The sequence below is a fragment of the Sphingomonas sp. Ell38C01 genome, from assembly GCF_055231975.1.
In genome coordinates this window covers 2,021,351-2,035,678 of the sequence record NZ_JBUYVA010000001.1, presented here as the reverse complement: position 1 = coordinate 2,035,678, position 14,328 = coordinate 2,021,351, and the positions used below count along the sequence as shown (strand labels likewise).

13 protein-coding genes are annotated in these 14,328 nt (G+C 69.2%); 9 read left to right on the top strand and 4 right to left on the bottom strand.

What is annotated here, in order from left to right:
- Positions 1-13 precede the first annotated feature (13 nt).
- Genes ACV7NO_RS09655 through ACV7NO_RS09645 form a run of 3 tightly spaced genes read left to right on the top strand, consistent with a single transcriptional unit; the run spans position 14 to position 2,339 of the window.
- Complete coding sequence (locus ACV7NO_RS09655; RefSeq protein ID WP_463405788.1) at positions 14-574, top strand: DUF1285 domain-containing protein; 561 nt, start codon at positions 14-16, stop codon at positions 572-574.
- Entirely contained in the window at positions 571-1,167 is a 597-nt protein-coding gene (locus ACV7NO_RS09650; protein WP_463405787.1) for a CoA pyrophosphatase, read from the top strand. Before ACV7NO_RS09655 ends, ACV7NO_RS09650 begins: the two co-directional genes overlap by 4 nt.
- Complete coding sequence (locus tag ACV7NO_RS09645) at positions 1,155-2,339, top strand: CCA tRNA nucleotidyltransferase (protein WP_463405786.1); 1,185 nt, start codon at positions 1,155-1,157, stop codon at positions 2,337-2,339. The genes ACV7NO_RS09650 and ACV7NO_RS09645 overlap by 13 nt, the downstream gene beginning before the upstream one ends.
- Here ACV7NO_RS09645 and ACV7NO_RS09640 read toward each other — a convergent pair.
- From ACV7NO_RS09640 to ACV7NO_RS09630, 3 genes are all read right to left on the bottom strand, one after another.
- Positions 2,309-4,033, bottom strand: coding sequence for a putative bifunctional diguanylate cyclase/phosphodiesterase (locus tag ACV7NO_RS09640; protein WP_463405785.1), 1,725 nt, complete (start codon positions 4,031-4,033; stop codon positions 2,309-2,311). The genes ACV7NO_RS09645 and ACV7NO_RS09640 overlap by 31 nt on opposite strands.
- Positions 4,034-4,105: 72 nt before the next feature.
- Entirely contained in the window at positions 4,106-6,352 is a 2,247-nt protein-coding gene (gene parC, locus ACV7NO_RS09635) for a DNA topoisomerase IV subunit A (RefSeq protein WP_463405784.1), read from the bottom strand.
- Between the two features lie 60 nt (positions 6,353-6,412).
- On the bottom strand, positions 6,413-7,600 hold the full coding sequence (locus ACV7NO_RS09630; RefSeq protein WP_463405783.1) for a glycosyltransferase: 1,188 nt from the start codon (positions 7,598-7,600) through the stop codon (positions 6,413-6,415).
- A gap of 90 nt (positions 7,601-7,690) precedes the next feature.
- On the opposite strand from ACV7NO_RS09630, the gene ACV7NO_RS09625 reads away from it, so the two are divergent.
- The 6 genes from ACV7NO_RS09625 (at position 7,691) to ACV7NO_RS09600 (ending at position 14,180) form a co-directional block, all read left to right on the top strand.
- Positions 7,691-8,578, top strand: coding sequence for an alpha/beta hydrolase (locus tag ACV7NO_RS09625; protein ID WP_463405782.1), 888 nt, complete (start codon positions 7,691-7,693; stop codon positions 8,576-8,578).
- Positions 8,575-9,756 carry a kynureninase gene (kynU, locus tag ACV7NO_RS09620; protein WP_463405781.1) on the top strand — a complete coding sequence of 394 codons (1,182 nt, stop codon included), beginning with the start codon at positions 8,575-8,577 and terminating at the stop codon, positions 9,754-9,756. Before ACV7NO_RS09625 ends, kynU begins: the two co-directional genes overlap by 4 nt.
- A 60-nt stretch (positions 9,757-9,816) precedes the next feature.
- Positions 9,817-10,641, top strand: coding sequence for a hypothetical protein (locus tag ACV7NO_RS09615; protein WP_463405780.1), 825 nt, complete (start codon positions 9,817-9,819; stop codon positions 10,639-10,641).
- A 109-nt stretch (positions 10,642-10,750) separates the two neighbouring features.
- A complete protein-coding gene (gene purC, locus ACV7NO_RS09610; RefSeq protein ID WP_463405779.1) occupies positions 10,751-11,530 on the top strand; it encodes a phosphoribosylaminoimidazolesuccinocarboxamide synthase in 780 nt (259 codons plus the stop codon).
- 83 nt (positions 11,531-11,613) lie between these two features.
- Positions 11,614-12,816, top strand: a complete 1,203-nt coding sequence (locus ACV7NO_RS09605; protein ID WP_463405778.1) for a transferrin-binding protein-like solute binding protein — start codon at positions 11,614-11,616, stop codon at positions 12,814-12,816.
- Positions 12,813-14,180 carry a surface lipoprotein assembly modifier gene (locus tag ACV7NO_RS09600; RefSeq protein ID WP_463405777.1) on the top strand — a complete coding sequence of 456 codons (1,368 nt, stop codon included), beginning with the start codon at positions 12,813-12,815 and terminating at the stop codon, positions 14,178-14,180. Before ACV7NO_RS09605 ends, ACV7NO_RS09600 begins: the two co-directional genes overlap by 4 nt.
- Here the strand turns inward: ACV7NO_RS09600 and ACV7NO_RS09595 are convergent.
- Positions 14,177-14,326: a hypothetical protein gene (locus ACV7NO_RS09595; protein WP_463405776.1), complete on the bottom strand. Its 150-nt coding sequence runs from the start codon at positions 14,324-14,326 to the stop codon at positions 14,177-14,179. The two genes, ACV7NO_RS09600 and ACV7NO_RS09595, sit on opposite strands and share 4 nt — an antisense overlap.
- Positions 14,327-14,328 lie beyond the last annotated feature (2 nt).

The following is a 14,328-nucleotide window of genomic DNA, read 5'->3' as shown; positions in this document are numbered from 1 at the left end:
TACCTCCCGCGGCATGCCGATGGCCCCGCCCCCCGATTTCGACACGCTCTCGATCGCCGACATCGCGCGACTGGCGGACGGCGACAGGCTGCCTCCCGTCGATCGCTGGCACCCGACGCATTGCGGCGACAGCGAGATGCGGATCGCGCGCGACGGAACCTGGTTCCACCAGGGATCTCCGATCGGGCGCGCGGCAATGGTCCGCGCGTTCTCGCGAATTCTGCGGCGAGAGCCCGATGGCGGCTATGTCCTCGTCACCCCGGTCGAGAAGCTCGACATCGTGGTGGAGGACGCGCCGTTCGTCGCGGTCGAGATGAAGGCCGATGGAGACGGCCGCGACGCCACGCTCGCCTTCCGCCTCAACACCGGCGACGTCGTGACCGCGGGGCCCGACCACCCGTTGCGCTTCGTCGAGCAGGACGACGGCCCCCATCCCTATCTCCACGTCCGCGGCGGGCTCGATGCGCTAGTGTCGCGCGCGCTCTATTACGACCTCGTCGAGCGCGCGATCGCGAGCGGCGAGGATCCGCCGGGCGTGTGGAGCGCGGGCGCGTTCTTCGCGCTGGCGGCATGACGCTCGCCGAAAGGCTGGCGCACGCGCTCGCCACCTCCGCCGCCAACGTAGCCACGCTGACCGGCGACCGCGAGGATTTCCCCCATGACGACGCGGCATCGCTGCTCGACGCCGCGGTGCTCGTCGCGATCACCGAGCGTTCGCGTCCCGGCGTCATCCTCACCCAGCGAACCGAGACGCTGCGCCGCCACGCGGGCCAAGTCGCGTTCCCCGGCGGCCGCGTCGATCCCGGCGAGGACATGATTACCGCCGCGCTGCGCGAGGCCGACGAGGAGATCGCGCTGCCGCCCACCGCCGTCACGGTCGTGGGCACCGCCGATCGCTACCGCACCGGCACCGGCTTCCTTGTGACCCCCGTGATCGGCGTCGTCCCGCCCGATCTCGCACTGGTCCCGAGCGAAGCGGAGGTCGCAAGCGTGTTCGAGGTGCCGCTCGACTTCCTGCTCGACGCCGCCAACCAGCGCATGTCGAGCGGCGTGTGGCTGGGCGAGACGCGCCGCTTCTACGAAATCCTGTGGGAAGATCGCCGCATCTGGGGCGCGACCGCGGGGATGATCGTCAACCTGTCACGGCGGCTGCGATGGACGGCGTGACGCTGCCCGACCTGCCGTGGCGCCACCGTGCCGGTGTCGATGCGCTGATTGCCGCGCTCGGCGACGCGCGCTTCGTCGGTGGCGCGGTCCGCGATTCGCTGCTCGGACTCGACGTCGCCGACATCGACGTCGCGACTCCCCTCGCCCCCGACGACGTGATCGACCGTCTGGAGGCCCGCCGGATCAAGGCGATCCCGACCGGCATCGCGCACGGCACGATCACCGCGGTGTCGGAGGGCACCGTGATCGAAGTCACCACGCTGCGCCGTGATGTCGCCACCGACGGGCGCCACGCCATCGTCGCCTATACCGACGACTGGCGCGAGGACGCCGCGCGTCGCGACTTCACGATGAACGCGCTCTACGCCGATCCCGCGACCGGCCTCATCCACGACTGGTTCGGCGGGGTCGCCGATCTGCGCGCCGGCCTCGTGCGGTTCATCGGCGATCCGTATGAACGGATCGCGGAGGATCATCTGCGCATCCTGCGCTATTTCCGCTTCCATGCGCGCTTCGGGGAAGCGACCGACGCGGACGCGCTGGCGGCGTGCATCGCGCGCGCCAACGATCTCATGGCGCTGTCGCGCGAACGGATCGCGGCGGAGGTGACGAAGCTGCTCGTCGCGCGCGGCGCCGTCCCCGTCGCCGCACTGATGCTGGATCGCGGTATCTTCGCGCCGGTCCTGCCGGAGGTCGACGCCGCCGGGGTCGCGCGCCTCGCCGCGCTCGCCGATCGCGAAACCGCCGCGGGGATCGCACCCGATGCGGTGCGCCGACTGGCCGCCCTCCTCCCGCCCGATGCCGCCGAGACGGTCGGCGCCCGGCTCAAGCTGTCGAACGCATCGCGCAAGCGGCTGGTCGCTGCGACGGCTGGCGCGGGTGACGAAGGCGTGATGGGGCTCGCCTACCGCGTCGGCACGCAGCAGGCGCTGGACCGGCTGCTGATCGCGGGCGAGGACGTCGCCCCGATCCGCGCCTGGAATGCCCCTCGATTGCCGCTCGGCGGGGGCGCACTCGTCGAGCGCGGTCTGGCGAAAGGCCCCGACGTCGCGCGTGCGCTGCGCGCGGTCGAGGCGCAGTGGATCGACGAAGGCTTTCCCGACGACGCGCGCGTGTCGGCGATCGCCGACGCCGTCGTCGCTCAGGCGTTGCGTACCGACAGGAACGCATAGGCCGCATCCGGATCGAGCGGTCGCGCATAGGTATAGCCCTGGCCATAGGTACAGCCGAGCGCGGCGAGCGTCTGCCCAAGCTCGTGCGTCTCGATCCCCTCCGCCACCGTTTCCATCCCGAGCGCCTGCGACAGGCTCAGGATCGCACGGACGATCGCGATCTTGTCGCGATCGGCGAGCATCCCGGTCACGAAGCTGCGGTCGATCTTCAGGATGTCGATCGGCAGCTTCTGGAGATAGGCGAGGTTGGAATACCCCGTCCCGAAATCGTCCATCGCCAGCGTAGTCCCCAGCGCCTTCAGCGCCAGCAACACCTGCGCCACGCGTTCCGGGTCCACCACCAGCGCGCTTTCGGTCAACTCGAGTTTCAGGCGATGCCCCGCCAGCCCCGAATCGCGCAACGCATCCGCGACGACCGTGGCGACGGTATCGCGCTGCAACTGGATCGCCGACAGGTTGACCGCGACGCCGACCCCGCAATCCCCCCCCGCCCAGGAGTCCCACGTCGCCAGCGTATTCGTCGCCTCGCGGATCGCCCAGCGACCCAGCGGCACGATCAGTCCGGATTCCTCGGCCACCGGGATGAAATCGCTCGGCGAATGCTTCACGCCATGCTCGTCGGTCCACCGTGCCAGCGCCTCGAACGCGACCACCCGGCCGGTCGAAAGATCGCAGATCGGCTGATAGTGCAGCCGCAGTGCCCCCGCCTCGATCGCGCGGCGCAGCCCGGTTTCCATGCCGAACTCCTCGCGCGCGACCGCGAAGGCGCTCGTCTGATAGGCTTCGGGTCGTCCGCTCGTCTTCGATCGCTTCACCGCGAACTGCGCGTGGCGCATCAGGTCCTCGGCATCGGCCTGCCCGTCGACATGATGCGCGATCCCGATCGAAACCGAAACGCGGATCTCGTACTCCGACAACCGGAACGGCGTCGCCAGCACGGCCGCGATCCGCTTGGCGACATGCTCGGCTTCTTCGGGCCCGCCGTCGACCGCGACGAGGATGCCGAATTCGTCCCCACCCGTCCGCGAAAGGATGTCGCCCGCGCGCAACGCGCCCTTGATCCGGCGCGCGACCGTGATGAGCAATTCGTCGCCCGCCAGGCTGCCCAGGCATGCGTTGACCCGGCTGAACCGGTCGAGATCGATCATCAGCACCGCGTGCTGCGTACCGGGTTCGGCGCCTGCCCCTCCGCCCGCATGCGCGATCGCGAGTTCGACCCGGTCGGCGAAGCCCGCGCGGTTGGGTAACCCGGTCAGGCTGTCGGTCGACATTTCGCGACGAAGGTTGCGCTCGGTGCGAATTTCACCGGTCTGGTCGATCAGCGTGACCAGGCAGAACGGCTCCGCGCGCGCCTCGATCCGCGCGAGCGTGACGTGGAAGTGCCGCTGCTCGACCACTTCGCCCAGGTTCCACCCGAACGTCTCGCGCGCAATGTCGGAACGCAGGAACGCCGCGATCCGCTCGCGGTGGTCGATCGAGAAGCGCGACATGTCGCCGCCGACTCCGAGCCCGGCCTGCCGGAACTCGATATTGACCGTCTCGAAGATCAGGCTGGCGTCGTCCGCCGCCATGCCCACGATCGCCGCCGGCAGAGGCAACAGGTCGAGCGCACCCTCCGCCGCGGTCATGCCGGGGGGGAGTACGCGGCGGCGCCAGCTAGGCGCGGTATCGACCGGGATCGGGCGGGATGCCATGATAACCGGAATTAGCATCCACAAGTTAAAACCGGCTGAAGATCACCGTCGGTTCGACAGGTTATTGCGCTTTCAGAACCGGTTGTCCCGTGGAAACCCGGTCGGCGGCATGCGTCCGGCGGCGCCGCGCGCGGCGCGCCAGGGGTTCATGTCCGCCTCGGTCCGCGTCCGCCCGCTCTCGCCGCCCATCGCCCAGCTGAGCCCCTGCGCGAACACGAACGGGACCGCGTCGGACAGCCCGCCATCGCGATAGCGCTGGAGCTGGACACCCTGCCCGCGCGCCAATTCGGCCACTTCGGCCAGCGGAAAGACGACCAGCTTGCGGTTGTCCCCCACCACCGCGACATAGTCCGCATCCGCCGCGATCGGGCGGATGAGCTTCAGTTTCGCGCCGAGCCGTGGCGTGACCACCGTCTTGCCCTTGCGCGTCTCCGCCAGCACGTCGGCGGCCGACACCACGAACCCGCGCCCGTCGCTCGCCGCGACTAGCAGCTTCTGCGCCGGGTTCGCACGCCAGAACGCGACGATCCCGACGCTGCCGTCGAGATCGATCGTCGCGCGCACGGGCTCGCCGAACCCACGCCCGCCGGGCAGCTTGTCCGCCGCCAGCGTGAAGAACCGCCCGTTCTCCGCCGCCAGCACCAGCTTGTCGGTGGTCTGCGCGTGAAACGCGAAGGCGGGGCCGTCGCCCTCCTTGAACTTGAGCGTCTCCGCGGATGCGAGATCGCCATGCCCCTTCATCGCGCGGATCCACCCGCGCTGCGACAGGATGACGGTGATCGGCTCCCGCTCGATCATCGCCTCCAGCGGGATGTCGCGGGTCGGCGCGGCCTCCTCGATCGTCGTCCGCCGCGCGCCGAGCACCGTATCGAGCCCGTAGCGATCGCGGATCCGCCCCAGGTCGCGCTTCATCCGCGTCCGCTGGCGCGTCTCGGACGCGAGCAGCGCGGTCAGCTCGCCCTGCTCCTTCTCCAGCTTGTCGCGCTCCTCGCGCAGCTCCATTTCCTCGAGCCGGCGAAGCGAGCGCAGCCGCATGTTCAGGATCGCCTCGGCCTGTCGATCGGTCAGGTCGAACTCCGCGATCATCACCGGCTTGGGCTCGTCCTCGGTGCGGATGATCTCGATCACGCGGTCGAGGTTGAGATACGCGACGATATAGCCGCCGACGATCTCCAGCCGGTCCGCGATCTTGCCCAGCCGATGCTCGGTCCGCCGCCGCAACACCACGAACTGGTGCTCGACCCAGCTGGCCAGCGCCTCGCGCAGGCTCATCACCCTGGGCGTCCGCCGCGCGTCGAGCACGTTGAGATTCAGCGGCACGCGCGTCTCGAGGTCGGACAGGCGGTACAGCCCGTCCATCAGCACTTGCGGATCGACCGTCCGGCTGCGCGGCTCCAGCACCAGCCGGATCTCCGAATCCGATTCGTCGCGTACGTCCGCCAGGATCGGCAGGCGCTTGGCGTTGATGAGCTCGGCGATCTGTTCGATCAGCTTGCCCTTCTGCACGCCGTACGGGATCTGGCTGACAACGATCTGCCAGCCCCCGCCCTTCTCGCGCTCGATCGCCCAGCGCGCGCGCACCCGGAACCCGCCGCGTCCGGTCCGATAGGATTCGGCGATCACCGCGGGCGGATCGACCACCAGCCCGCCGGTCGGAAAGTCCGGCCCCGTCACATGCTCCAGGATTGCGGCATCGTCGGCGTCGGGGCGGTCGACCAGCATGATCGCCGCGCCCAGCAGCTCGGCGGCGTTGTGCGGCGGGATGCTCGTCGCCATACCCACCGCGATACCGGCCGCGCCGTTCGCCAGCAGGTTGGGGAACAGCCCCGGGAACAGCTCGGGTTCCTGCTCCTCGCCATTATAGGTCGGGCGGAACGCGACCGCATCCTCGTCGAGCCCGTCCATCAGGTCGATCGCGACCTGCGTCAGCCGCGCCTCGGTATAGCGATAGGCCGCGGCGTTATCGCCGTCGATGTTCCCGAAATTGCCCTGCCCGTCGACGAGCGGATAGCGCAGCGCGAAATCCTGCGCGAGCCGCACCATCGCGTCGTAGACAGACTGGTCGCCATGCGGATGATATTTGCCGATCACGTCGCCGACGACGCGCGCGCATTTCTTGTAGCCCTGCGCGGGATCCAGCTTCAGCAGCCGCATCGCCCAGAGAAGACGCCGGTGGACGGGCTTGAGGCCGTCGCGCACGTCGGGCAGCGACCGCGCGGTGATCGTCGACAGCGCATAGACGAGATACCGCTCGCTCAGCGCGCTGTCGAACGGGGCGTCGACGACGGCGTCGAACGGGTCTTCGAGATCGGTGGCCATGGTCGAACGCAGGACTAGCAGCGCGCGCGCCACAGCGCCAGTTCCCGCTTTGGTCCTGTATCAGATCGCCGCCCGCGCCCGATGCTCCGCCACCGCGCGCGCCAGCAACGCGCGGTGCTGCCGCCCCGTCTCCGCCCACTCATACTGCTCGCCGAACCGCCGCGTCGCCGCGCGATCGGGCAGGTCGCCGAGCAGGTCCGCGATCCCCGCAGCGATCGCCATGTCGGAACGATCCGCGACCAGCACTCCGGCCGTCCGCTCACGCACCACCTCGGGCGATCCCCACACCGGCGTCGCCACCAACGGCGTCCCGCATGCGAGCGATTCGAGCAGCACGTTCGCGATCCCCTCGCGATCCGAACAGCTCACCGTCGCGTCCGCCGCGCCATACAAGTCCGTCAGTTGCGCCTGGTCGACATGGCCGAGGAAATCGACCCGATCCGTGACACCCTTCTCCACCGCCAGCGCACGCAGCGCCGCCTCGCGCGGCCCGTCCCCCGCGATCATCAGCCGCACGTCGGGCAACGCCGCGATCGCCCGGATCGCGAAGTCATGCCCCTTGCGATCGATCAGGTGCCCCACCGACAGCAACGTCGGCGCTGCGACGCCCAGCCGCGCGCGCAATGCCGCGCGATCCGCGGGCGGATGGAACAGCGCCAGATCGACACCGTGCTCGACGACATGCATCTTGTCCGCCGCCGCGCCCATCTCGACCAGCGCTGTCCTGAGTGCAGCTGCCACCGTCGTCGTCGCGCTCGACGCCGCCACCGCGTCCAGGATCATCCGTCGCTCGGCGGGCCAGTCGGGGATCAGGCTGATGTCGGTGCCGAGCCCGCTCATCAGGAACGGCACGTCGAAGGTCTTCGCCAGCATCCCCGCCGCCACGCCGTCGGGATAGAGATAATAGCTGTCGATCACGTCGAAATCGAACGTCGCGCGCAGCCGCCGGATCGGCCCTTCCAAAGCCGCCGCCATCAACCGCGGCGCCACCCGCATCCCCACCTTGGGGATCACCGGATAGCGCGGATAGCTTATTTCCACTCCGCGCCGCGTCGCGGTCGCGGGCACGCGCGCATGCTCGGCATAACGACCGAACACCGGCGCGGTGAACGGAAACCATGGCACCGGCGCCACCACCCGCACCTCGTCCGCCGCGGTGACGGTGTGCGCGATCCGGTGCTCGATGAAAATCCCGTGCCGTCGCTGGACGTCGTTGGGATACAGGCTGGACAGGACGAGGATCTTCAAGGGGGCGGGCTCTCGCTGGCGTAACGCTCCGGGTACGATCCGAGTGGTTAAGATATCGGTTTCCGTCCGCGGCGCTGTTAGGTAGCGCGCATGCATGCCCGCCTCCTTCCGCTTGCCGCGCTCGCGATGACGCTGCCCGCCGGCCCCGCAGCCGCGAAACTGCTCACCTGGCCCGATCTCGCAGGTCGTCCCCGCCCCGCGCCCGATGCGACGATCGCCTACGGCCCCGATTCGATGCAGCGCATTGATCTATGGCGCCCCGCCGGCCGCGGCCCGCATCCAGTGGTGCTCATGGTGCATGGTGGCTGCTGGACGACCGCGATCGCCGACCGCCGCCTGATGGACTGGATCGCCGATGACCTGCGCAAGGACGGTATCGCGGTGTGGAACATCGACTATCGCGGCGTCGATCGCGATGGCGGCGGCTATCCCGGCACCTTCGCGGATGCTGCGAAGGCCGCCGACGAACTCGTTGTGAAAGCTCGTGAATACGATCTTGACCTGAAGCGCGTTGTCGCGGTGGGCCATTCCGCCGGCGGGCACCTCGCGCTATGGCTCGCCGCCCGCGCCCGATTGCCCAAGGAAAGCCCGCTACGCTCGTCCACGCCGCTGAAGATCGCGCACGTCGTCTCGTTAGGCGGACTCCCCGATCTCGAGGCGACCGCCGCCAGCCCCGACAATGGCTGCGGCACCGAAGTCGTCGGCAAGCTCGTCGGCACCGGCCGCTCCGACCCCTATGCGGACACCTCGGTCCCCCGACTGCTCCCGCTCGGCATCCCGCAGGATCTTGTCAATGGACGGGACGATCGCATCATCCCCCTCCGCCTCGCCACCGACTATGTCGCCAAGGCCAGCGCCGCTGGAGACCGCGTCATGCTCGAGACGGTCCCCCAGACCGGTCACGTCGAACTCATCGCGCCGGAAACCGCCGCCTGGGCGCGGGCGAAGCACCTGATCCGCAAGGCACTGTCCAAATGACCGCCCCCGCATCCTTCAAGTCCCGCTTCGCGCTCCCCGAAGACGTGATCTATCTCGACGGCAACTCGCTCGGCCCGCTCACCCATGCCAGCCTCGCCGCGATCGAGGACTGCACCCGCCGGCAATGGGGCGACCGGCTGATCCGCAGCTGGAACGAGGGCTGGATCGACGCCCCCGCGCGCCTCGGCGGCAAGATCGCCCCACTGATCGGCGCCGGCGCGCATGAAGTGATCGTCGGCGACACGACATCCGCCAATCTTTTCAAGCTGCTGGTCGCCGCTCTTCGTATCGATCTGAAACGCGACACGATCGTCAGCGAGCTTGGCAACTTCCCGACTGACCTCCACATCGCCGAGGGCGCGGTCGCAACCGTCGCCGGTGCACGCCTTGCCGCCGTCCCCCGCGAGATGCTCGCCGACGCGATCGACGAGCGCACTGCGGTGGTCCTGCTCACCCATGTCCACTACAAGACCGCCGACCGGTTCGACATGCCCGCCTGGACCGCGCGCGCCCACGCCTCCGGCGCGCTGGTCCTGTGGGACCTCAGCCACAGCGTCGGCGCAGTGCCGGTCGACCTCGCCGGCGCAAATGCCGATCTCGCGGTCGGCTGCACCTACAAATATCTCAACGGCGGCCCCGGCGCGCCCGCCTTCCTCTACGTCGCCGAGCGCTGGCAGGACCGCCTCGCCTCGCCCATCTCGGGCTGGATGGGCCATGCCGAACCCTTCGCCTTCACCGACACCTACCGCCCCGCCCCCGGCATGAAGCGCTGGCTCGCGGGCACGCCCCCGATCCTCGCCATGGCGTTGCTCGAAGCCGCGCTCGACCTGTGGCGCGACGTCGACCAGGCCGCGCTCGTCACGCAGAGCGCCGCGCTGTTCGACGTGATGGCCGCGACCGGCGACTCGCTCGGCCTCGACTGCGTGTCCCCCCGCGATCCCGCCGCCCGCGGCAGCCACATCAGCTTCCGCCACCCCGACGCCCACGCGATCGCGCAGGCGCTGATCGACCGCGGCGTGATCGGCGACTTCCGCGATCCCGACATCCTCCGCCTCGGCCTGACCCCGCTCTACATCGACCATAACGACATCGCGCGCGCAGGCGACATCCTGCATGACGTCATCACGTCCGGTATCTACCGTGACGCGCGGTACAGCCAACGCCTCGCCGTCACCTGACCCCGCTTGACCGCAATTCCTACGCGATTGATAGTGTATGAATCGAACGGGAGAACGTTGATGCGGTGGCCGGTGACGATCCTGTGTGCCCTGGCGCTTGCCGCGTGCAGCAAGGCTCCCGATTCACGGGAGAGCGCGGACGAGGCCCCCGCCGCCCCCGGCATCGTCCCCACGGCGGCCCCGGGCGTCGCCTTCGCCTATGCCTACACCTTCCGCCTGCCCCCCGCCGCGATCGCCGCGACTCAGGAGGTTCATGCGCAGGCCTGCGAGAGGCTCGGCGTCGCACGCTGCCGCATCACCGGCATGCGCTACCGCCTCGTCGGCGAGAACGCGGTCGAAGGGATGCTGGCGTTCCAGCTCGATCCGGCGCTCGCCCGCGCGTTCGGCAAGCGGGGGATCGCCGCGGTCGAATCGGCGAAGGGCGCGCTCGTCGACGCCGAGATCACCGGCACAGACGCCGCCGCGCAGATCGATCGCGCCACCACCGATCGCGCGGGCGCCGCCGACGACATCGCCCGGATCGACCGCGAACTCGCGAAGCCCGGCCGCGCCGCTGCCGAACGCGCCGAACTCCAGACGCAACGCGCCGCGCTCGCCGATCGCGTCCGTGCGAACGCCGCCACCGTCGGCGACGCGCGCGGCAGCCTCGCCGCCACCCCGATGACCTTCACCTATGCCAGCGGCCCGACGATCCGCGGGTTCGACACCAGCGCACCGCTCGCCAGCGCGCTCGATACCGCGATCGCCTCCGCGCAGATCACGCTGGGCGTCGTCGTCGGCTTTGTCGCGATCTTCGGCCCGCCCGCGCTGGTCCTGCTCCTCTTGTGGCTCGTGTGGCGCCGCTGGCTCGCGCCGGTGTGGCGCCGCGCGCGCGAGCGCGCCTGACGCGCCGCAGCAATTGCGCGCGCGGCGACGTTCACCTATAGCCCGCCACGCAATCGCCCCGGTGCGCGGGTTCGCGCGCCGGGGTGTTTCTTTTTCGAAGGACACCCGCATGGCGCGTCGCCGGCAGATCTACGAAGGCAAGGCCAAGATCCTGTACGAGGGCCCCGAGCCCGGCACGCTGATCCAGTATTTCAAGGACGACGCGACCGCGTTCAACGCCCAGAAGAAGGGCACGATCAACGGCAAGGGCGTCCTCAACAATCGTATCAGCGAGCACATCTTCACGCTGCTCGACATGATCGGCGTGCCGACGCACTTCATCCGCCGCCTCAACATGCGCGAACAGCTGATCCGCCAGGTCGAGATCGTGCCGATCGAGGTCGTCGTGCGCAACATCGCGGCGGGCTCGCTGTCGAAGCGGCTGGGGATCGAGGAGGGCACCAAGCTGCCCCGCACGATCATCGAATATTATTACAAGGACGACGCTCTCGGCGATCCGATGATCTCCGACGAGCATATCGCCGCGTTCGGCTGGGCCAGCCAGGAGGAGATGCACGACATCGCCGACCTCGCGATCCGCGTGAACGACTTCCTCACCGGGCTGTTCGGCGGCGTCGGCATCCGCCTCGTCGACTTCAAGCTGGAGTTCGGCCGGATCTGGGACAACGACTATGGCCGGATCATCCTCGCGGACGAGATCAGCCCCGACGGCTGCCGCCTGTGGGACATGGAAACCAACGAGAAGATGGACAAGGACCGCTTCCGCCGCGACCTGGGCGGCGAGGCGGAGGCCTATCAGGAAGTCGCCCGCCGCCTGGGCCTGATGCCCGACGGCGAGGATTCCGCGGTGCTCGACCTCGAAAGCCATCGCAAGCGCCGGGGCAAGTAGGAGACCGGTTTCGCGGCTGCTTTTGACAGTCCATTAACCCTTAACAGGTTAGTCGTTCCCCCGATTTCGAACCGGGGGACGACATGCGCACCATCATCCTTATCGCGGGCGCGGCCCTCCCGCTCGCCGCATGCGGCGGCGCGGGGCCGCAGTCGGCCGGCAGTGTCGCCTCCCCCGCCTCGCCGGTCGCCGCGCACAGCTTCGTCAACCCGACCGAGGCCAAGACCTACGAAGGCCTGGGTGTAGCGCAGCATTACGAATACAAGACCGCGAGCAACCGCAGCGGCCAGTATGACGGGCTCTACGCCGGCGACGCGAACACTGCACGCGACAGCGGCATTTCGGTCACCTACGATCCACGCGACGCGATCTTCGACGTCACGATCAACCGTCCCAAGGCGATCGTCGCGATCTCTGGGAGCCGGTTCCAGGATCCCGTCCACCGCACCGCGTTCGGCGGCGCGCGCGAGCCGCAGGCGGGCGTCCCCGTCCTCGCCGACACCAAGCAGATCCAGTATCTCCAGTCGGGGTCCTCGACCGGGCTTGCGAGCGTCACGCCGGGCAGCTACGCGAAGGGGGAGGCAGGCTACAGCTCCACCGTCCAGACGCTCTTCTACCAGAAGCCCGGTACGACGACGAACTATGTCAGCTATGCCGGCTTCGTCCGCTCCAGCCTCAGCACCACCGCCGCCTCGCGCACCGTGACGAACGCGGACGGCACCACGTCGACGATCCCGTTCCTCGAGAACAGCTATGCGTTCGATCGGTCGCTGTTCGCGTATGGCGAGCGTACGGGCAACACCGCGATCCCGAAGACGGGCAGCGGCACCTATACCGGCGATATGCTGGCGACGATGGTGTACAATACGCTGCTCGACACCAACACTGCCTCGCCCACCTATTTCCAGTGGATCTCGGGCTCGCACTCCACCTCGGTCGACTTCGCGTCGCTCGCGGTCGCGACCAGCATCACCGGCACCGTCGGCGCGCCGACGCTCGACGCCTACACCAACGGCCAAGTCGCGATTCCCGCCGGCGCCACGTTCACCGCCAGCGCGAAGGCCGCGATCGATCTCGTAGGCAAGGGCGGGTTCACCGGCACGTTCCAGGATGCGCGCTTCAAGGTCGCGGAGCAAAGCGATCTGGTCCTGACGATCGCGGGCTCCAGCATCGACGGCGCGTTCTTCGGCCCCAACGCGGAAGAACTGGGCGCAGGCTTCCGCGTCGTCGGCGGCAAGCCCGACCAGCGGATCGACATCCTCGGCGTCGTCACGGGCAAGAAATGATCGCGCGCCGCCACCGGGCGGCGCTGCTCGGCTTCGCGCTCTCGTCGCTGACGCCGGACGCGGCGGGCGCGCAGGCGCTGATCGACCAGTGCTCCGCGCAGATCTGCAAGGCCCGCCTCACAGCGCCCGAGCTGCTCGGCGAAGTCCAGAAGCTCGTCGCCGAGCATCGCTATGGCGAGGCGACGCCGATGATCGCGGCGCTGCGCGGCGCGCCCGGCATGGCGTTCGAATGGCGGTTCCTGACCGGCTACGTCGCCAGCCAGACCGGCGACCTGCCGCGCGCGATCGCGATGTACCAGGCGATCCTGACCGACGATCCGGGCCAGACCCGCGTCCGGCTCGAGCTCGCCAAGGCGCTGTTCCAGCTCGGTCGCGCCGAATCCGCCGATCGCCAGTTCAAGATCGCGCAGCAGGACCGCGACCTGCCGCCGGAGGTCGCGCGCACGATTCGCACGGTGCGCGACGTGATCCGCACGCGCCGCGCGTGGACGTTCAACGTCGATGTCGGCATCGCCCCCGACAGCAACATCAACAACGCCACCGCGGCGGATACCGTCACCGTGATGTTCGGCCCGATCCCGATCCCGCTGACGCTCGACGAAAATGCGCGTGCGCGCTCGGGCACCGGCCGGACGGGGTCGATCGACGCGGGGCTGCGGCTGCCGCTGGGCGGCGATGTCTCGCTGCTCGCGGATCTCGATGCCGCGGGCACCGACTATGCCGGGCGCAGCTTTGACGATTTCTACACCGAAGCCGCGCTCGGCCCGCAGATCGCACTCGACGAGACGACCCGCGTGTCGTTCCAGGGCGTCGTGTCGCAGCGCGACTTCGGCGGCCTGATCGCGACGCGCCAGTGGGGCGCGAAGGCCGGGTTCGAAACCGCGCTCGGCGATTCGGCGCGTCTCGGGCTCCAGCTCGACGCGCGCCGCACCACCGCCCGGTTCGATGGTGCCTATGACGGCTGGCAGACGGGCATCTACGCCACCTACGAACGCGCGGTCGCCAAGGCGGTCGTGGCCTCGGCCGGTCTGTTCGCGCGCCGCGACTTCCTCGCCGCCAGATCCTATTCGAACAGCGAACTCGGCGCGATCGCGGGCGTCGGCGGCGAGCTGCCTTGGGGGTTCAACCTGGGCGTCAGCGGCACCGTGTCGCGCGCGCTGTTCGACGCGCCGCTCGCGATCTTCTCGCTCGATCCGCGCCGCGACTGGCGCTTCAACGCGCGCGCGACGATCGGCAACCGCGCGTTGCGCTGGATGGGGTTCTCGCCCTCGGTCAACCTCAGCTGGGGTCGCGTCGATTCGTCGCTCGGTTTCTACGCGAGCACCCGCACCCGGGTCCGCTTCGCGCTCGCCCGCTATTTCTAGCTCTTCACGCGATACCCGCAGATGATCCCGAACACGAAGGTGGCGAACAGCGACAGCTGTATCCGCCCGCCGGGATCGTCCCACCCGAAATACTGCGCGCCGAACCCGAAGAGCGCGATGAACAACACGAGCGCCAGCCCGGCCATGT